The sequence below is a fragment of the Ectothiorhodospira shaposhnikovii genome, assembly GCF_016584105.1.
GTDB classification, from domain to species: domain Bacteria; phylum Pseudomonadota; class Gammaproteobacteria; order Ectothiorhodospirales; family Ectothiorhodospiraceae; genus Ectothiorhodospira; species Ectothiorhodospira shaposhnikovii.
In genome coordinates this window covers 73075-91404 of sequence record NZ_NRSM01000015.1, presented here as the reverse complement: position 1 = coordinate 91404, position 18330 = coordinate 73075, and the positions used below count along the sequence as shown (strand labels likewise).

General features: G+C 62.0%; 21 protein-coding genes. 5 read left to right on the top strand and 16 right to left on the bottom strand.

Annotation, left to right across the window (positions count from 1 at the left end):
• Positions 1 to 142: 142 nt before the first annotated feature.
• The 6 genes from CKO35_RS10220 to CKO35_RS10195 form a co-directional block, all read right to left on the bottom strand.
• The gene (locus CKO35_RS10220; RefSeq protein WP_200175565.1) at positions 143 to 349 is read right to left on the bottom strand and encodes a YgaP family membrane protein; all 207 of its coding nucleotides are present in this window, start codon (positions 347 to 349) and stop codon (positions 143 to 145) included.
• 110 nt (positions 350 to 459) lie between these two features.
• Positions 460 to 1335, bottom strand: a complete 876-nt coding sequence (locus CKO35_RS10215) for a carbon-nitrogen hydrolase (protein ID WP_200175563.1) — start codon at positions 1333 to 1335, stop codon at positions 460 to 462.
• A 55-nt stretch (positions 1336 to 1390) separates the two neighbouring features.
• Positions 1391 to 1801 carry a hypothetical protein gene (locus CKO35_RS10210; RefSeq protein WP_200175561.1) on the bottom strand — a complete coding sequence of 137 codons (411 nt, stop codon included), beginning with the start codon at positions 1799 to 1801 and terminating at the stop codon, positions 1391 to 1393.
• A 208-nt stretch (positions 1802 to 2009) separates the two neighbouring features.
• Entirely contained in the window at positions 2010 to 2993 is a 984-nt protein-coding gene (locus tag CKO35_RS10205) for an arsenic resistance protein (protein WP_242467134.1), read from the bottom strand.
• A gap of 39 nt (positions 2994 to 3032) precedes the next feature.
• Positions 3033 to 3818, bottom strand: a complete 786-nt coding sequence (locus CKO35_RS10200; RefSeq protein ID WP_200175559.1) for a DUF364 domain-containing protein — start codon at positions 3816 to 3818, stop codon at positions 3033 to 3035.
• Positions 3815 to 4654 (bottom strand): sulfite exporter TauE/SafE family protein, encoded by an 840-nt coding sequence (locus CKO35_RS10195; RefSeq protein WP_200175557.1) that lies wholly within the window; start codon positions 4652 to 4654, stop codon positions 3815 to 3817. Before CKO35_RS10195 ends, CKO35_RS10200 begins: the two co-directional genes overlap by 4 nt.
• A 314-nt stretch (positions 4655 to 4968) precedes the next feature.
• Between CKO35_RS10195 and modA (CKO35_RS10190) the strand changes: the two genes are divergently transcribed.
• The 4 genes from modA (CKO35_RS10190) to CKO35_RS10175 are packed head-to-tail and all read left to right on the top strand — an operon-like array spanning position 4969 to position 7797.
• On the top strand, positions 4969 to 5676 hold the full coding sequence (gene modA, locus CKO35_RS10190) for a molybdate ABC transporter substrate-binding protein (protein WP_200175555.1): 708 nt from the start codon (positions 4969 to 4971) through the stop codon (positions 5674 to 5676).
• Entirely contained in the window at positions 5676 to 6344 is a 669-nt protein-coding gene (locus tag CKO35_RS10185) for a molybdate ABC transporter permease subunit (protein ID WP_200175553.1), read from the top strand. The genes modA (CKO35_RS10190) and CKO35_RS10185 overlap by 1 nt, the downstream gene beginning before the upstream one ends.
• Entirely contained in the window at positions 6341 to 7384 is a 1044-nt protein-coding gene (locus tag CKO35_RS10180) for an ABC transporter ATP-binding protein (RefSeq protein ID WP_200175551.1), read from the top strand. Before CKO35_RS10185 ends, CKO35_RS10180 begins: the two co-directional genes overlap by 4 nt.
• A gap of 20 nt (positions 7385 to 7404) precedes the next feature.
• Positions 7405 to 7797 carry a hypothetical protein gene (locus CKO35_RS10175; RefSeq protein ID WP_200175549.1) on the top strand — a complete coding sequence of 131 codons (393 nt, stop codon included), beginning with the start codon at positions 7405 to 7407 and terminating at the stop codon, positions 7795 to 7797.
• 59 nt (positions 7798 to 7856) lie between these two features.
• Here the strand turns inward: CKO35_RS10175 and CKO35_RS10170 are convergent, their stop codons facing one another.
• The 8 genes from CKO35_RS10170 to CKO35_RS10140 form a co-directional block, all read right to left on the bottom strand.
• Positions 7857 to 8384, bottom strand: a complete 528-nt coding sequence (locus CKO35_RS10170) for a molybdopterin-dependent oxidoreductase (protein WP_200175548.1) — start codon at positions 8382 to 8384, stop codon at positions 7857 to 7859.
• A 54-nt stretch (positions 8385 to 8438) separates the two neighbouring features.
• Positions 8439 to 8915: a TonB-dependent receptor domain-containing protein gene (locus CKO35_RS17970; protein WP_242467133.1), complete on the bottom strand. Its 477-nt coding sequence runs from the start codon at positions 8913 to 8915 to the stop codon at positions 8439 to 8441.
• Positions 8912 to 9406, bottom strand: coding sequence for a TonB-dependent receptor plug domain-containing protein (locus CKO35_RS17965; protein ID WP_242467132.1), 495 nt, complete (start codon positions 9404 to 9406; stop codon positions 8912 to 8914). The genes CKO35_RS17970 and CKO35_RS17965 overlap by 4 nt, the downstream gene beginning before the upstream one ends.
• A 212-nt stretch (positions 9407 to 9618) precedes the next feature.
• On the bottom strand, positions 9619 to 11709 hold the full coding sequence (locus tag CKO35_RS10160; protein ID WP_200175546.1) for a TonB-dependent receptor plug domain-containing protein: 2091 nt from the start codon (positions 11707 to 11709) through the stop codon (positions 9619 to 9621).
• Positions 11710 to 12057: 348 nt separating this feature from the next.
• Positions 12058 to 13125: a molybdenum ABC transporter ATP-binding protein gene (modC, locus tag CKO35_RS10155; RefSeq protein WP_200175544.1), complete on the bottom strand. Its 1068-nt coding sequence runs from the start codon at positions 13123 to 13125 to the stop codon at positions 12058 to 12060.
• A complete protein-coding gene (modB, locus tag CKO35_RS10150; protein ID WP_200175542.1) occupies positions 13122 to 13820 on the bottom strand; it encodes a molybdate ABC transporter permease subunit in 699 nt (232 codons plus the stop codon). The genes modC and modB overlap by 4 nt, the downstream gene beginning before the upstream one ends.
• Before the next feature lie 81 nt (positions 13821 to 13901).
• Positions 13902 to 14663: a molybdate ABC transporter substrate-binding protein gene (gene modA / locus CKO35_RS10145; protein ID WP_200175534.1), complete on the bottom strand. Its 762-nt coding sequence runs from the start codon at positions 14661 to 14663 to the stop codon at positions 13902 to 13904.
• Between the two features lie 24 nt (positions 14664 to 14687).
• A complete protein-coding gene (locus CKO35_RS10140; protein ID WP_200175532.1) occupies positions 14688 to 15485 on the bottom strand; it encodes a TOBE domain-containing protein in 798 nt (265 codons plus the stop codon).
• Positions 15486 to 15839: 354 nt separating this feature from the next.
• Between CKO35_RS10140 and CKO35_RS10135 the strand changes: the two genes are divergently transcribed.
• Entirely contained in the window at positions 15840 to 17015 is a 1176-nt protein-coding gene (locus CKO35_RS10135; protein WP_200175531.1) for an MFS transporter, read from the top strand.
• A 5-nt stretch (positions 17016 to 17020) separates the two neighbouring features.
• Here the strand turns inward: CKO35_RS10135 and CKO35_RS10130 are convergent, their stop codons facing one another.
• Together CKO35_RS10130 and CKO35_RS10125 are read right to left on the bottom strand one after the other, a co-directional pair.
• A complete protein-coding gene (locus tag CKO35_RS10130; RefSeq protein WP_200175529.1) occupies positions 17021 to 17392 on the bottom strand; it encodes a TraR/DksA family transcriptional regulator in 372 nt (123 codons plus the stop codon).
• A 77-nt stretch (positions 17393 to 17469) separates the two neighbouring features.
• The gene (locus CKO35_RS10125) at positions 17470 to 18321 is read right to left on the bottom strand and encodes a universal stress protein (protein ID WP_200175527.1); all 852 of its coding nucleotides are present in this window, start codon (positions 18319 to 18321) and stop codon (positions 17470 to 17472) included.
• Positions 18322 to 18330 lie beyond the last annotated feature (9 nt).

Sequence of the window (18330 nt, the reverse complement as noted above, 5' to 3'; positions counted from 1 at the left end):
GGGAAGGGGGTGAAGGTCTTTGACTGATCCATCCTGACTGCGGCCCGGCGGCTTCATTGATGAGCGCAGATTATACCCGGATGGGCAGGGGGTGTCGGCAGCCGGGGAAGCACTGCCCCGCCGATGGCGGGGCAGTGGTGGCTCAGGAGGATTCCTTGTCGTCGGTTCTGATGTTGAACAGGGTGTAGACGGGGCACCAGCTCATGAGGGCGCTGGCCAGGGGAATCAGGCCCAGCCAGCCCCAGGGGGTTTGAGGACCGACAAACACGATGGCGATCAGGCCAAGACCGACCACGAGGCGGATCAGGCGGTCATTGGGGCCCATGTTCTTCAGTTCTTCCAGGTTCATGCGGTGTGCTCCTCAGGTTGGATAACAGCTTAGGATCATAACGGTTACAGGACTATTCTGATTGATCAGGGGCAAGGGTTTTTGGGATTCATTCTCTTTTGATTAAGGCATTAGTCCCTGTAACGCTTGAGAAGATCCCCATAGGCGTCGATCCGCCGGTCCCGCAGATAGGGCCAGATCCTCCGCACTGCCTCGCTGCGAGCCTTGTCGATATCCACCACCAGTACCTGTTCCTGGCTGTCCGAGGCCTGGGCCAGGAATTCTCCCTGGGGACCGCAAACGAAGCTGGATCCCCAGAATTGACTGCCGGCAGTCACGCCGGACGGGTCCGCCTCGAATCCCACCCGATTGCAGGCTGCCACCGGGATCCCGTTGGCCACAGCGTGGGCACGCTGGACAGTGATCCAGGCCTCCCGCTGACGGGCCTGTTCATCTGCCGTGTCGTTGGGATCCCAGCCGATGGCAGTGGGGTAGATCAGCAGTTCCGCTCCGGCCAGGGCCATCAGACGTGCCGCTTCCGGGAACCACTGATCCCAGCACACCAGCACGCCCAGCCGCCCCACTCGGGTGTCCACCGGCTCGAAACCCAGATCCCCGGGCGTGAAGTAGAACTTCTCGTAATAGCCGGGATCATCCGGGATATGCATCTTGCGATAGACCCCGGCCAGGCGCCCGTCGCTGTCCAGCACCACGGCGGTGTTGTGATACAGGCCCGGGGCACGCCGCTCGAACAGGGAACCGACGATCACCACCCCCAGTTCCGCCGCCACCTCGGACAGGGCCTGAGTGCTGGGGCCGGGAATCGGCTCGGCCAGATTGAACAGCTCGGTATCCTCCGTCTGGCAGAAATACAGGCCGGTGTGCAGCTCCTGCAGGATGACGAGTTCGGTCCCCTGGGCGGCGGCCTCGCGGATGCCCCGCAGGCTCTTGTCCAGATTGGAGCGGGTATCGTCCGTGTTGGAATGCTGAATCAGTGCGATGCGCATGATGAGGTTTTGGGTCGGTTCAGTGGTTGGGAATGAAGGAAAGGCGAAGCCCGTTTCAACTGGAGCGCAGGGAGTGCCGGTCCGGTGCGGGTGGCCCCTTGCGGGTCGCCAGATAAAAGTGGAAGCAGGCCAGGCAGAGCATGAGCAGGCTCATCAGCATGGCGCCCCGGTAGGGGCCGAAGAAGATCCATACCCCCAGCAACAGAAAGGCGATGCCTGTGCTGCCCTGGATGATGAGTTTCTTCACCCGTCCGGCATTCCAGGTGGACATGGTGATGAACCACCACCCCATGGGCAGGCCGGGGGCGGAGAACAGCACCACCAGCTGCCGGAAGATTCCCTCCAGATGGCCCAGGGCCAGGTGAATGCCCAGGCTGCCGGCCATCAGCAGCAGCACACCGACGGCGGCGATCCGGTAGCTGGGCTGACGTGAGCGATACCAGGGACGTTTGACCGGGGTGTTCATCGGAGTTGGATACCTCAAGGATGTTCTGAGCAAGCTATTCCCGCCTCAAAACCGTCATTCCCGCCCAAGCGGGAATCCAGTCACGGGCCGATTGATCCATTGCCGCACACACGTTTGATCAATCGGAGCAAAAAGCGTTCAGAGGTCGGACCTGGATACCTTGATCAAGGATCAAATCGTTGCAAAACAGGGTTGCACCATAACTGAATCATGCCGGATTGCCCATATTGTTTCCCTCATTGCGAAACAGGCGTTTGGGAACCCACCACAGGAAGACGGCCATCCCCAGCAGTTCCACCAGACTCTGGAACACGATCACCACCACGGCCACCTCAAGGGAAGCCGGCAGCGCCAGGGCCAGCGGCAATACCACGAAAGAGTTACGGGTCCCGAAGCTGAAAGCCAGGACCCGGCCCTGTTGCGGGGGTAATCGGAACAGCCTGCTCATTGCCCAGGCCAGCCATCCCGCCGCGAGCAGGAACAGGGTGAAAATCAGCAGCAGATGCAGCAGCAGGGGGAGGGCGCCCACCACCAGATGGACCTGGGAGGTCGCCACGATGAACACCACCACCGCCAGCAGCGGCACCGGCAGGTCCCCCAGCCTGTTCACGAGCCTTCTGGGCCTGTCGGACCTTGCGGCCCAGTGCTCGGTGCCCAGTGCCAGCAGCAACGGCACGATGATCAGACCGAAAAACGCCAGCAGCATCTCGTCCCGGGCCAGGGCAAGAGTCAGGTCACCGGGAAACAGGAACCACAGGTAGATGGGCAGCAGGAGGATCTGAAGCAGCAGGCTGACGGGGGAAAAGGCGATGGCCCGCCGGGTGTCACCCCCGCCCAGCTGAGTGAAGGTGATGAACCAGTCCGTGCAGGGGACCAGCAGCACCAGGAGTATCCCCAGACGCACGGCGGGATCGTCGGGCACCAGCAGCATCAATGCCCAGGCCAGCAGGGGGATGAGCACAAAGTTGCCCAGCGTGGCCGCGGCAAGAAACCGCACGTCCCGGAAGGCATCCCGCAGGTGGTTCAGCGGCACCAGGGTGAAGGTGGCGTATAGCAGCAGGCCCAATACGGGCCACAGCAGAGGTTCCAGCACCGCTCCGGCCGCCGGCAGGGCGGTGCCGAGCATGAGGCCTGTAAGAATGGCGACAAGGTAGACGAAGACCTGGTGGCGTTCCAGGGCCTGGCGGTTCAAGTGACACCTCTCTTTAAGTGCTTTCTGAGGGCAAGAGTTTCATCTTTCAGGGATGTGGTTACCGTTTTGTCCCAGAGAGGCCACAGCATAGTCGACACCGGTTTCGAAGATACGGGTGCCGCCCCCTTCGCCCACCGTTTTGCGCAGACTCGTGCTGTCCACCACGCGAACCCCGGCCAGATAATCCACGCCCCAGTCCGCCAGTTCCCCGAGCCAGGGCAACGTGGGGCCCATGAGTACCAGAGTGGCCTCCCGGGCACAGGCGACCAGGCGGGGGAAAGTCTTGTTGATCAGGCTGGTGGCGGTGAGGAACACCCAGTCTGCTTCCGCCAGTACAAATTCGGCGGCCTGGGCGGGCAGATCCTCGGGGCCGGGCTGGCATTCCAGTACCGTGAGGTGCCAGTCCAGCTGAAGGCTGTCCAGGCCAGGATAGCGGCCCACTACCACTACGCGGCGGCCGGCGAGTCGTGGGGCGAAATGCTCGAATACCGCCAGGTTGGCGGAGCCCTGAACATGGATGGGCATTGCCCTGGCCGCCAGCTGGGAGGTCGGGTTGATCACCGCGTTGATGGCGGCCATCCCCACGCAGGCCTCGTGGGGATTCCAGGAACGTATCCACGGGCTCAGTGCCCCCACGGAGCGTCCGGCCAGTGTGCCCGGCCAGGGCAGGGTGCGGGTGCCCCGGGTTGGACTCATGGCCAGCCCAAACCCCCGATCCGTTTCGCACAGGGTCCAGGTCAGGCCGATGAGCACCTCGTGGATGCGGGCGTTGTCGGCGGCGGCATCTTCCAGCAGTTCGTAGATTGACCAAGGGCTCGCGTTCATCGGCCCGCCTTCCGGGGGGTACGCAATTTCACCATGGCCAGCTTCCAGGCAGAGATGAGCAGGATGATCCCCAGCAGGACATGCAGGGCCGTGCTGGGGGTGTACACCATCAGCAGGGCACCGATCAATGCGCCCAGGATCGAGCCCGCCGCCATCCAGCCGATGAAGCCGCCGAACTGCTGGAGTTCGCCGAAGGTCTGCCTCGCGCGATAGCGGGACAGGCCCATGAGGATGGTGGGAATACTGATGGCCAGACTCAGGCTCCCCGCTACTTTGATGTCCAGCCCATACAGCAGCAGGATGGTGGGAATGATGAGTTCTCCACCAGCCACCCCGAGCATGCTGCTGAACAGTCCGATGACGATCCCGGCGAAAAACCCCAGTACCACCGCCACCGGTAGGGGAATGTCCAGCCCCAGTCCGCTGAATATGAACTCATGACCGATGAGTACCGCGCTGAGGAAGACCAGAAACACTACCACCACCTGGGTCAGCAGGCGCTCATTGACCCGGGTGGCGAAATGTACCCCCATCCAGGAGCCGATCAGGGAGCCGGAAAGGATGTTTGCCACCACCCACAGATAGGGCAGCAGTTCGGCGATGCCCGTCATGCCGATGCGAAACAGAAAGGCAAAGATCACCGTGACCAGGCTGACCATCAGATTGATGATGATGGCGTCCAGCATCTTGAACCGGAAGATGGCCGCCAGTACCGGCAGACGAAATTCCGCCCCGCCCAGCCCGATCAATCCCCCGAGGCTGCCGATAGCGGCACCCCACCCAAAGGCCGGGCCGTGGAATGCTCTTGAACGTGATGTGTTGTCCGGTTGCGCCATCAATACTCTCCCATGAAAACCTGAAACGAATGATCGGGTACTTTTCAGTGAGGTTTAAGCAATATTCGAGCCATGGATTGGCACCCGTCATGGACTGTGTCCCGATCATGTTTTTATGTTGCGTTGTATACAAGACGACATAACGGGGGGTGTCATTTCAGACAAAGGCAACCGCTTGTGCCCTCTCCGGGTGACCGCCAAACACCATGACAGCGGGGTTTCATCGCCACTGTATGGTCACTGACAAGATGGCCCGCATCCTGCAATTCACCATCTTGACCGTGCCCATTACCCATATCGTCTGGAGATACCCGATGAGAATCCTGATCCTGTTTGCCCTGCTGTGTTGCAGCCTGACGCTTCAGGCCGCCGAGGTCATGATCGCCGCCGGTGCGGGATACAAAAGGCCATTGATGGAGGTGTATGCGGCTTTTACCGATCGCTCGGGGCACAAGGTGGAGGCCGTTTTCGGCAATATGCAGCAGATCACGGCCCAGACCCGGAGCAGTGGTCGTGTGGATCTGGTGGTGGGTGAGTTGGGATTTCTGCGGCAGACCGGGCTGTTTGAGAATTTCGTACCGCTGGGCACCGGCAGGCTGGTGCTGGCCTATGCCGTTCGGCCGCGCGATGGATACAGGGAGCTTCTGGCCGAGGATGTGCGCAGGATCGCCCTGCCTGATCCCGCTAAGGCCATCTTCGGAATGGCGGCCATGCAGTTTCTCCAACGCAGCGGTTTGCTGGAGGGGGTGCAAGAGAAGCTGATGCCCATGGCCACCGTGCCCCAGGTCTCGGCACATCTGGTGGCCGGCACCGTGGACGCCGGATTCATCAACTTGACCGACGCCCTCGGGCTGGGCGAGCGGATCGCCGGTTTCGAAGAACTTCCCACGCAATATTATGACCCGCCAACGATCGTGCTGGCCCATCCCAAGGACCGGCCCATGGGGGAGGCGGCACAGGCCTTTGCGGCCTTTCTGACCACGGAGCAGGCCCGGGCCATCCTTGCTCGGCACGGGCTGTGATGGGCGAAACCTTCGCCTGTTCTCCCGGCGCCTGGTGGCTGAGCCTGCAGGTGGCCGGGGTTGTGCTGGTCCTGTTCCTGACCCTGGGGATCGGGCTGGCCTATGTGCTCACCTTGCCCATCCCCTTGCGAGGATTGCTGGACAGCATGGTGTCTCTACTGCTGGTCTTCCCCCCGATTGCCGTCGGCTTCGTCCTGCTGATGATATTCAGCCGGCACGGCCCGGTGGGGGGGTGGATGGATGAGATGCTGGGCTGGAATATGGTGTTTTCATTCCCTGCCCTGGTGCTCGCCGCCTTTATTGCCGGCCTGCCCCTGGTGGTCAAACCGATCCAGGCCGCCATCGAAGGCAGTGCCAGGGATCTGGTGGAAGTGTCACAGACGCTGGGCAAGGGGCGCATGGCCACCTTGATCCTGGTGGTAATTCCGGCGGTTCGGGGCAGCATCGTCGCCGGGTTGGTCCTGGGCGTGGGGCGCTCCTTCGGCGAGGTGGGTATCACGCTGATGCTGGGCGGTAACATCATCGGTGCCACCGAGACCCTGTCCCTGGCCATCTACAACCATGTCCTGGATGGCGATTTCACCTGTGCCGGCCACGTCTCGGCCATGCTGGGCGGGGTGTCCCTGCTCCTGTTCCTGTTGTTGCAGCACTTCGGAGTCCGTCGATGAACGGGCTCATGGTCGATGTGCGCTTTCGGCACCGGGGATTCTCTCTGGATGTGGCGCTGGGTGTGCCTCCGGGCGGGGTCACGGCCCTTCTGGGGCCTTCGGGATGCGGCAAGACCACGTTGCTGCGTCTGCTGGCGGGCCTGGAAAGGCCTGGCGACGGTGTCATCCAGCAGGGGGGGCGGATCTGGTTCGACTCCTCAAGGCGGGTCCACCTGCCCACCCGTCGGCGGCGGGTGGGATTCATGTTTCAGCAGTACGCCCTGTTTCCCCATCTGACGGTGGCCGACAACATCGCCTTCGGCCTGCCGTCGAAGCGGGACCGCCTCGCCAGGGTCAATCTCTGGCTGGAGCGTCTGCACCTGCAAGGGCTGGAAAGGCGCTACCCGGGATCACTCTCCGGTGGACAGAAACAGCGGGTGGCCCTGGCGCGGGCGTTGGCCCCGGAACCGGACGTGCTGTTGCTGGACGAACCCTTCTCCGCCGTGGATCAGGGGTTGCGACGGGATTTGCGTCTGCTGTTTCAGGAGGTCATCGCCGCCCAGGGCATCCCGGTGATCGTCGTCACCCATGACCTGGATGATGCCCGTTACATCGCTGATCGTGCAGGCGTGATGATCCAGGGGCGATTGCGTCGTCTGGGTCCCACCGAGCAGGTCTTTGCCCAGCCTGGGGATGTTCAGGTGGCCCAGGTGCTGGGCTGGAGCAATCTGCTGCCGGTGGCCGGTGTGGACCAGGGACATGCCTGGGGGGGCTGGGGGCGGTTGCCGTTGCCTGCGTCCGCCCGAGGCAGGCATCCCGACCGTCTGGCTGTCCACCCTGAAGGCCCCCGTTTGGTGAGCGACGGCGATGGGTTGGCCGGGCAGGTGACTCGGGTGATGGGTCTGGGACGGCGTACGCTGGTGATCTGTCGCCTTGAGGATCGCACCCCGCTGCAGATCGTGCTGACAGATGGGTGTGCGGTGCCCCGGCTGGGGGAGTGCATGCATGTCCGGATCCCCCTTGATTGTGTCACCCCATTGCACAATGGATCGCTGCCATAGGGCGGCAAGGAGAGGAATACATGGCTGTATTGCGTTGTCGTTTCGGGGAGATCTTCCCTGGTGGACGCTCCCGGGACTGTGTGCCCCGCTGCTGGTTTGAGCTGGAAAAACCCTGGCTTGACCGGGCGGTCAAACCCTACGGTTTCAAGGTATTCCAGGAGCACGAAGTCATGGCGCGGCGTGTGCTGGGACATGACCGGGCGGGCACGGCCTGTTTTCATGCCTATGATTACCAGCTGACCGAACCCCGTTCGGATGATGACATGGAGTTCTACGCAGCGGTCACCTACGCGGAGTCACTGGTTGCCTGGCGTCTCCTGGACGGCCGCTGGCTGGTGCGCCATCAGGTGATGCCGTTCGGGGATGAGGGCGAGGGGAGCATACAGATACGTCTGACCCGGCGGATGCCTTGAATCGTCACGGGGTGCCGGCATTACCGGCCCCCGTGGAGCGACTTTCGGCCTTTATCGAATCAATCGGCGATCTGGACGACCTCGATCTCGTTGAGCCATTTCACATGACGCGGCCCGGTGCGGGTATCCGTGGGTGTGATCAGTGCGATCAGGCCTTCGGCCTCACTCAAGGGTTCTCCCCCCTGGCCGTAGTACACCATGACCTCGTCACCGGCGGCGGCGTTGAAGACTTCCCCCCAGGAAAACACCACTTTGTAATCATCTGTGGCCTTGGCAACGAACACCATTTTGCGGAAATCCCTTGGGGATGCCGCTTTGAGTTGGGCCTTTTCCAGGATGTCTCGCAGCAACACCCCTTGCAGATCCTCCTTGGTGCCCCGGTGGATGCCGCGCATGCAGACCATGTCGACCTTTTCGATGTACTGGGTGTTCAGGGTTTGCAGATCGGCAACCGATAGGGTGAGGGGTTGTTCTACGGCGCCGGTGATAGTGATCGATTCCGATAGCCTGTGTGGGGCGTCGGCCGCGAATCCTGCGCCGGTGACGAGGGTGGCGATGATGAAAATGATGGATCTTGGAAATGGCATCGGAAATACCTCATGTTGTGGTGTGGGTGTAAAACGGGTGGGTAATAAAAGCGGCTAGAATTCATAGCGGGCGTTGAAGAACCACATGCGCCCGGGACTGGGGAAGCCGCTGGATACCTCGTAGTCCTCATCGAACAGGTTGTCGACGCGGGCCTCCAGGCGCAGTTGTGGGAAGGGTTCGAAGGCCAGCCCCAGGTCTGCGGTGGTGTGGCCAGACAGCCGGATCGTGTCGGAATCCCACCGGCTGCTCTCGTTCTTCAGTACCAGCAGGATTTCCCAAGGGGCACTGGGGGTGTACGTCCCGTGGAGCAGGAGTTTTCGCTCCGGTACGCCGGTCAGGCGGGTGTCAGGATCGCTGCGATTGTCACGGTCCAGCAGGGTCAGGTTGCCTCCCAAACGCCACCGGGGACCGACATTTGAACTCAGAGCCAACTCCAGACCCTTGATTCTTCCCTCTCCCACGTTCTGCATCTGGTAACGCCCCGGTTCCACTTCGTCGACCCGTTGGATCAGATCCGTGACCTCGCTCATGAAGACCGCCGCTTCGAGCCGGGCCGATTGATGGCGGTGGAACGCTCGTTGCCTTGCCCGGCGCCCAAGGTGATGTCCCCTTCAAAACGCTGCTGAGGTTTCCTGGAAACCAGATTGATGGCCCCACCCAGGGTATTGGGCCCGTAGACCACGGAACTGAACCCCTTGGCCACCTGGATGGCAGCCAGGTCGGCCGTAGTGAAGCGATTGAAATCGATGTAGCCGTCGTAGGGGACGTAGACGGGGATGCCGTCGATGAACAGTGGGATCTGCCGTGCATCAAAGCCGCGGACATGCACGACCTGCTCGTTTCTGGAATTTGTTGAAACGTGGATGCCGGGCAATAAATCCAGGGCCTGACCCACCGTGTTGCGATTGAAGTGGCGGAACTCGTGCAGGGTGAGGACCGATGAGGCCTGATCCTTGGCCATGCCGCCCAGTTCCTGCCCCTGTGGTGCCACATGGATGGTTCCCAGTTCATAGATCGGCATTGCGTTGTCCGCGAGAGCTGGAAGCGTGGTGCCCAACAGGGTGATACCCATGGCATATGCACATCGCATGAAATGAGGCATGACGTTTTTGCTCCTGATGATGCTGGTGATTCATGGCGGTCAATCGCTATGTTTTTTTCTATATAACGGTTGGCGTGCCAGATATGTGGTAGGCCTTTGACCCCTCGGATTGAAGTGTCCTGGTTCGGAGGCTAGTGGCGGTAACGCAAGCCCAGCCGCACGAAGCGTCCCGGGTCTGCCAGTAGCGAACTGTCGTTACCGCTATCGAACAGATTGTCGATGGCGGCAAAGACTTCCAGATCCCGCTGCGGCTCCGGGAAGAAGGAGAGGGTCAGGTCCACCCGGTCGTAGGCTTCCAAGGCCTCGGTATTGTCGGCGTCGGCGTACTGCCGGCCAGCGTGGTGCCAGTTCAGGCTCCACATCCACGGGTCCGAAGGTGTCCAGGTGGCACCGAGCATGACCAGGAATTCGGGTGAACTGGTGAGGGTGTTGCCCGTGGTACGGTTTTCCGTATCCAGCCAGGTGGCGTTCCCCCGGAAGTGGAGAGAGCGGTTTGGACGCATCTCTGCACTGACCTCCACGCCCTGAATGCGCGCCTCGGCCACGTTCTTGAAGGTCCGGTAGCGCTGCCCCGCAGGGGCATCGACCCAGACCGGCTCGATGCGATCATTGATGTCGCTGTGAAACAGGGTGATCCGGTGTCGGAACGTGCCCGCTTCTCCGCTTAATCCCAACTCCCAGGTCTCGTTGGTCTCTGGGCGCAGAGTGTGGGCTTCCTTGTCCAGCGACGGCTCGACGATCAATGCGCCCATCTGCCGCTCGCCGTTGGGCATCAGGTGGTCCACCAGTAAATCCCGCTCCTGGGGCACCTTGAATCCCTGGGCATAGTTGAGGTTGATCCCCAGCCCCGGTGTCAGTCGATAGACCCCGCCGGCCTTGAAGGAGGTCTCCTGATAATCAATGTTGGTGTCATCCAGTCTGGCCCCGTACACCACGTCCAGATGGGGAGTGACGGCCCACTCATGCTGGGCAAACAGGGCGGATTCCTCTCGTCTGCCGGTAAAGGCGCTGGCCGTCCTTTCCCGGTATTCGCCGCCGACGGTGAACCGATGGATCTGGCTGGGAGCCCAGCGGCCGATGAGTTCGTGTGTATCCATCTCGATCTTCTGCCCGAACCCTCCCGACTCGGTCTGGTCGGCGTTGGTAAAGCCGATATCTTGGTAATGAATGACGTAGATGGAACGGTCTTTGTCGTAGTGACTGCGGGCCCATTGGTAGCGGATGTCCAGGTCATCCGCCGCCTGCCACTGGAGGTGGACAGCGGTATTCAGGCGAGTGTTGTCATCGTCCCAGCGGGTGGGCAGACCGAAGACCGCGGGGCCGCCGAAGGCGGTATCCTGACGGCCGCCGATATAGTTCTGGGATCGCTCTTCCAGGGTGTAGTCCAGGTCCACGCCCAATTGGAGGCGAGTCGTCGCCTGGTGCTGCAGGGACACCCCTGCGGTATAGACATCGGCTTGGTCGACCCGGGTGGCGTCCAGGGTGTATTCGTCGGGGATGGCCCTGATTTGCGGATTGTTGTGCTGGGAAGGCGGTGTGCGGCCGCCACCCACACCGACAGTGGTGTGCGTGCGTTCGGTAATGGGGTCGCGGCTGTCGGCCCCCAGGCGAAGCTGGACCTGGGTGCGGTCGCTGCCGCCGGAGAGTCCCAGGAACAAGGTACGGCGTTCCCCGTCTCCGTCCGTGGTCATGCCCCATTGGATATCGGCCTCGGCATTCAGGCCCGGACGTGGCTTGCGGGTGATGATGTTGATCACTCCGCCAAGGGCGTCGGAGCCATAGAGCACGCTGGCAGGACCCTTGACGATCTCGATGCGTTCCACCTGGGTCATGAGGATGCGGTTGAATTCGTACTGACGACTAAATTCACCGGCCAGTCTTCGGCCGTTGATCAGGATGATCACGTCTTCCCGACTGGTGCCGCGAATCGAGATGCTGCCGCCGTCCGGGCTGACGAAAACCCCTGATGCCTCTCGCAGTGCATCGGCCAGGGTGACGGCACCCCGTGCCTCCAGCATGGCACTGTCGATGACCTCGACGGAGCCGGGCGTGCGTTCCAGGGGGCGTTCACTGCCGGTACTGGCGGTGACGGTGATGGGTGTCAGTACCCAAGGCGTCTCTTCGGCGTGGGTGGGACTCAAAGCCGATAACACGGCCAGGCCAAGTACTGTCCGTGGCCGAGGCAAGGCGGTTTTTCGGCCCTGGGTTTGGTGTTTTCTCATGAATGCCCCCGGTTTGCTTGCTGTTATGTACTCGGTGTGTGGTGATCCTTTTCCTCGTTATATTTGTTTTTATATAGCGATGGTCAAAATGCGACCAGGCGTCCCGCCGGATTGCATTTAGCAGGAGTCATGCCATGGACGGCCTGCTGAAGGAAAGGTCACGCAATTAAGGGTAAATGGCCATGAAAAAGGCCTTATATGCAGCGAAAGGCGCAAACGGGAGGGGGTAGGTCAGGGCTGTGGATGCAGGGGGATTGAGGGAGGATACTGTAGCGTTGTATACAATGAAACATAACGATCCGTGGCATAACCGACAGCAGTACAAGAAAGACACTTGGGGGAATTTGCCTAAGTCACCGCTACACCCTTGACCATGGCCCATAGGATCTGCCCCTTTTCCAGTGCCAGTTGTCGGCAGGAGCGCAGGCTGATACGGGCCAGCAGGGTCTGGCCACCGGCATCCAGATTCAGGATCACGTGTCCGGGCTGGGGGTCATCACTGATGTCACTGATCCGGACCTGAAGGGCGTTGAGTACGCTGCTGGCATCGGGCCGGGTCAGGGCCACGGATACATCTCGGGCGAGAATGCGTGCCCTCAGGGGAGTGCCGACGGCCCGCTGCTGACGGGAGATCAGCAGACTGCCGCCAGCAAAGGCCAACTCCGTCAGGTGATCGGGTGCGTGGTGAACGGCCACGGTGCCTTCGATGACCGCCGATGCCTGTTCGCTGTGGGCCAGGGGCAGGTCGGTGCGGGTCAGCAGGGTCTGCAACGGCCCCTGGGCCAGGGCGCGTCCCGCCTCCAGCAACACCATGTGGTCCGCCAGGCGTGCCACTTCCTCGATGGAGTGGCTGACGTAGACCACCGGGATGGACAGCTCATCTCTTAGCCGTTCCAGATAGGGCAGGATCTCCCCCTTGCTGGTCACGTCCAGGGAGGCCATGGGCTCGTCCATCAGTAACAGTTGCGGGCTGGTGAGCAGGGCGCGGCCGATGGCCACCCGCTGGCGCTGGCCACCGGAAAGGGCGTCCGGATAGCGGTCCAGCAAGGTTTCCAGGCCCAGCAGGGTCACCACGTCATCCAGTTTCACACGCCGTTCCCCGGCGGGAATGCGTTTGAACCCGTACAGCAGGTTGTTCCTTGCGTTGAGGTGAGGGAACAGGCTGGCCTCCTGGAACACATAGCCCAGGGGCCGTTGATGCACCGGGAGAAAGAATGTCGCATCCTGCCAGAGATCGCCGTTGAATTGCAGGCGGGCATCTTCAATGTGCTCCAGGCCAGCCAGGCAACGAAGGATGGTGGTCTTGCCGGAACCGGAGCGCCCGAACAGCGCGGTGACGCCTTTTCCGGGGATCTGAAGATCCACATCCAGGGTGAAGTCACCCCGTTCCAGACGGAATCTGGCCTGAATGCTCATGATCCCACCCCCACCACCTTGAATTTCCTGTTCAATCCATAGACTGCCAGCAGCAGTGAGAAGGACAGTATCACCAGGATCAGCGCCAGGGCATGGGCCGACTGATAATCCATGGCTTCCACATGATCGTAAATGGCAATGGAGGCCACCTGGGTCTGGCCGGGGATATTGCCGCCCACCATGATGATGACCCCGAATTCACCCAGGGTGTGGGCGAAGGAAAGCACCGCGGCGGTGAGAAATCCCCGTCGGGCCAATGGCGCTACGATGGTGAAGAATCGATCCAGCGGCGATGCCCGCAAGGTAGCGGCTACCTCCAGCACCCGCGTCCCGGTTGCCTGAAACGCGTTGGTCAGCGGCTGCATGACAAAGGGCAGGGAGTAGATCATGGAGCCGATCACCAGCCCGGTGAAACTGAAGGCCAGGTGGTTGAACCCCATGGATTCCAGCGTGCCGCCCACCCAGCCCCGGGGTCCCAGCAGGAGCAGAAGATAAAACCCGAGCACGGTGGGAGGCAGGACCAGTGGCAGGGTGACCAGGGCCTCCACAACCACCTTGCCCCGCCACCGGGTATGTGCAAGCCACCATGCCGCCGGTGCGCACAGTACCAGTAATATGGTGGTGCTGATGACCGCCAGCTTGAAAGTGACCCATAGGGCCATGGTGTCTTGGGGGGAGAGTGAAATGGGCATCATGGGCCTGAGAATGTCCAATGGGCAGTCAAAACCCGGCCCGATACCCGGAACAATGCCGCCGGGTATCGGGCCGGCGATGGGTCAGGGTATGCTGTAGCCCGCGGCCTCAATGACCCGCACGGCTTCCGGGCTGCGGATCCAGGCCATAAAATCCCGGGCCACTTCCATGTCGACGGCCCGCTTGAGAATCACCGCCTGCTGTTCGATGGGGTCAAACCACTCCGCCGGTGGAATCCAGTGGGACCCAGGAATGGTGCCATCGTCAGCCTTGACCTGGGCCAGGGCCACAAACCCCAGTTCCGCCGCGCCGGAGGCAATCTGCGAGTAGGCCTGTCCGATGGACTGGGCGCGTACCAGACGGCCCGCCCTGTCCAGGCTTTCCCAGATGCCCATGCCGGTGAGAATCTGCCGAGCGGCCACGCCGTAAGGGGCGTTGCGCGGATCGGCAATGCTGAGGAAACGGTAGCTTCCGGAGCGCAGTAGTGTTTCCGGATCATTGAGGTAACCTTCCCGGCTGGACCACAGCACGGGTACGCCCACGGCGTAGGTGAACCGGGAATCTTCCAGGGCCAGTCCATCCGCGACCAGTGTTTCGGCGCGCAGGGTATCCGCGGAGAAGAACAGATCAAAGGGGGCGCCGTTGACCACCTGGGCGTACAAGGCACCGGATGCTCCGGCGCTGAGATTGATCTTATGGCCGGTTTCGGCCTCGTAGGCGGCGGTGAGGGTCTGCAGGGTGCCCAGGAAGTTGGCGGCTACGGCGGCCCGAAGTTCAGCGGCGGAAGCGGTCGTGATGCTGGTGAACAGCAAGAATAGAAACAGGATGACGTGTCTGGGTTTCATGTTTGAGCCTCCAGCAGGGTGGGTTCAGTCATTGACGGCCAGGATGACGTGGGGCGCCTTGATCAGGGCACAGGCCCGAGACCCCTGGGTGAGCCAGCCTTCGTCCAGGGCCTCCCGGGTGACGACGGCGGTGAGGACCCGGCCATGGCCCAGGTCCAGCTTGACCTCCGCGTTCACGGGGCCGGCCTCGATGTGGCTGACAACGCCCTGGAGGCGGTTACGGGCGGAAAAGCGCAGCGCGTCGGCCACTTCGCTCAGAATCACGAAGGAAGACTTGATCAGTGCATGGACTTCCCGGCCCACCTGCAGCCCCAGTTCCAGGCCGGCCTCATGGGTGACCACGGCGTGGATCTCCAGCCCATGGCCGATATCCACGGTGATCTCGTCGCTGACCGCGCCCTGCGTGACGCGGGAGATCTTGCCTTGGTAGTGGTTTCTTGCCGTTGTGCGCATGGATAGTTTCCTCATCAGTGTCCAGACATCGCCTAATTCGCCCGTGGACCGGGCCATTTGCTGCAAAAATTGCTGGTACGCCTGTTCGGCGGCCCGGTACTGCGCAATCACCTGTTCGCCGTGGGCGGTCAGTCGGGTGCCGCCGCCGTGCTTTCCCCCCGCCTGCCGCAGCAACAGGGGTTTGTCCGCCAGATTGTTCATGGCGTCGATGGCGTCCCAGGCCGCCTTGTAGCTCATGCCAATGGCCCGGGCCGCGGCGGAGATGGAGCCGGTGGCGGCGATCTGCTCCAGCAATTGGATGCGGGCGCCGCCAAGGAAGGTCTGGCCGTGCAGCTTGAACCAGAACTGGCCGTCGATTTCAGGTTGCATGAGAGGTTCCTGATCGGGGTTCGTTATGTATTTCTGTATATAGCGCATGACAAGATAAATCCAGGCTCCAGTATGGCAAAGCACTTTGCGGGCCAATCCGGTATTTTTCTTAACTATTTATTTTTGAATGAATTTATTATTTCAGCCCCTGGGCTGTAAGGAGGGATTTGCGACAGTAACAGGGGGATGATCCAGTCCGTGTCGGAAAACCTACATTTTCCGGGTGATCAATTCGGCGGGAGGTGCGCCTGGAATAATGCGGTCTTTGACGTGTATTGATTTATTCTTATTCCTTGGCACTATATGGCGTTTCGCCAATGTCCTGGAGCATGGTATGGAGCCAATAGCAAATCCATGATCCCCACCTTCCTGCGCCGTCATCCCCTGACCGTCATCGTGCTGGCCCAGCTTTGCGGCACATCCTTATGGTTCAGCATCAATGGTGTGTGGTGGTCGATGGCCCCGGACCTGGGTCTGTCGGATGCGGACCTGGGGTATCTGACCCTGACCGTGCAACTCGGATTCATCGTCGGCACCTTGACCATGGCGGCCACCGGCTTGGCGGATCGCTTTCACGCCAGTGTCATCTTCGCCGTGGCTTGTCTGTGCGGCGCGCTGGTCAATGGTGTCTTTCTGCTGGTGGCCGCCCAGCCGCCCTTTGATCTGCTGCTGCGGTTTCTGACCGGTCTTTGCCTGGCCGGGATTTATCCCCTGGGGATGAAACTGATCATCTCCTGGGTGCCCCGGCATGCGGGGGCGGCGCTGTCCTGGCTGGTGGGCATGCTGACCCTGGGCACGGCGTTGCCGCACCTGATGCAGGGGATGACGCTGGGCATGCCCTGGCAATGGCCTTTGCTGGGGGCCTCGGTGCTGGCGCTGCTGGGGGGCGTGCTGGTCCTGCTGTTGGGCGATGGTCCCCATCTGCCCAAGGCCGGTGGGAAAATCCCGCTACGCCAGGGACTTTCAGGACTGAAGATCCCGCGTTTTCGTGCCGTGGCCGGGGGGTATTTCGGTCATTGCTGGGAGCTCTATGCCTTCTGGATGCTGGTGCCGTTGCTGGTGGGGCGGGAGATTGGCCGTCTGGGTGCCGCGGATGCCTGGATACCCTGGCTGGCGTTCGCCGTCATTGCCCTGGGGTTTGCGGGGTGTGTGGGCGGCGGTGTGATCAGTCGTTACCGGGGGAGTGAGTGGGTGGCCCGCCGTGCTTTGGCGATGTCCGGTGCCCTGTGTCTGGCCTATCCGTTCTTGACTTGGGCACCCGCCGGTTTATTGCTGATCCTGCTGGCCCTGTGGGGGGTGGCCGTGATTGCCGATTCGCCCCAGTTCTCCGCCCTGGCGGCAGCCAATGCCCCGCAGGAGCTGGTGGGTTCATCGCTGGCGGTGATGAATGCCATCGGCTTTGCCCTGACGGTGCCCGCCATCTGGCTGACCAGCCTGTTGTGGGAATTGCAAGGTGCCTGGGTCATTCTGTGGCTGCTGCCGGGACCCTTGCTGGGCCTGTGGGCGATGCGGGGTTTGAAGATGGGTTGAAAAATTTACCCCGAATCCCGGTTTTCCGCGCAGGTGATGCACAGGGTGGCCGCCGGGTCCAGATCCAGGCGACGGGGGTTGATGGGCTCGCCGCAGTCCAGGCAATCCCCGTAGCTGCCGTCATCGCAGCGGCGCAGGGCGGCCTCGATGCGCAGCAGGGATTGCCGGGCCCTTTGTCGGGTGTTTTGCGCCATGGCCTGTTGTTGCAGGGCATCCATGCGGGACAGCCTGCCCACACTGGATTGGTCCAGCACCACGGTGGCGGTGGAGGCCCTGCGGGCATCCTCCAGGCCGAGGATGTCATCCCGCGCGGCCAGCAGGCTGGCGCGATAACGTGCGATATCCGGTGGCTCTGGTGGCTCTGGTGGCTCTGTCATGAGTTTCAGTCCTTTATGGCGGGTTGGCGTGATGCATGGGGCCGGCGGCATCCCTGTTGCCGGCCCCACACCCATCCTCAGCGCAGGATCAGCAGGGCGATGGGTGAGTTAATGATCATCTTGGTGGTGGTGCTGCCGATGAAGAACTGACGCAGGCGGGAGTGTCCGTACGCGCCCATGGCCAGCAGGTGGATGTCATGGGCCTGGCGGTAGGCACAGACCTGTTCGCAGACTTCGCCGGACTGGAGCACGGCCTTGACCGTAAACCCCTGGTTTTCCAGCGTGCGGCGGGCGTTGTCGAGCTTGGCCCGGTTGTCGCCGCTGTCTTCGCCCACCATGAGCAGATGGGCCTCCAGGCCCTTGAGCATGGGGCTCTGGGCCACCCGTTCCACCACCGTGTGCGCGGTGCTGCTGCCGTCGTAGGCGATCATGAACCGCTGTGGCTCCGTGAACTCCAACGGACAGACCAGTACCGCCCGCTTCACGGTGCGGATGATGCTTTCCAGGTGGGAGCCGATATGGCGGGCCACCTTGTCACCGTCCTGGCCCTGCTTGCCCACCACCAGCAGGCGGGCCTCTTCCTGAAGCTCATCGAGCGCCTCGGTGACCCGGTCATTGCGCAGCAGGCTGCCGGGGTCGGCGATGCCGGCCTGTTTCACCCGTTCCAGGGCGTCCGCCAGGATGGCCCGGCCCTGCTCACGGATCAGCTTGCCGCGCTTTTCCTCCGTTTCCACCATCTGCTGCAGCAGGGCTTCCCGCCCACCTAGGACCAGGTTGCCGCTCAGGTCCTTCTGCGACTCCGCATGGGGGTTGTGGACCACATGCAGCAGGGTCAGGGGACTGCCCAGGCGCCGTGCGGCCCAGGCGGCATGGTCGCACACCGACAGGGAGGAGCGGGAACCATCGATACAGGCAATTACCTTGTTCATCAAAACGGC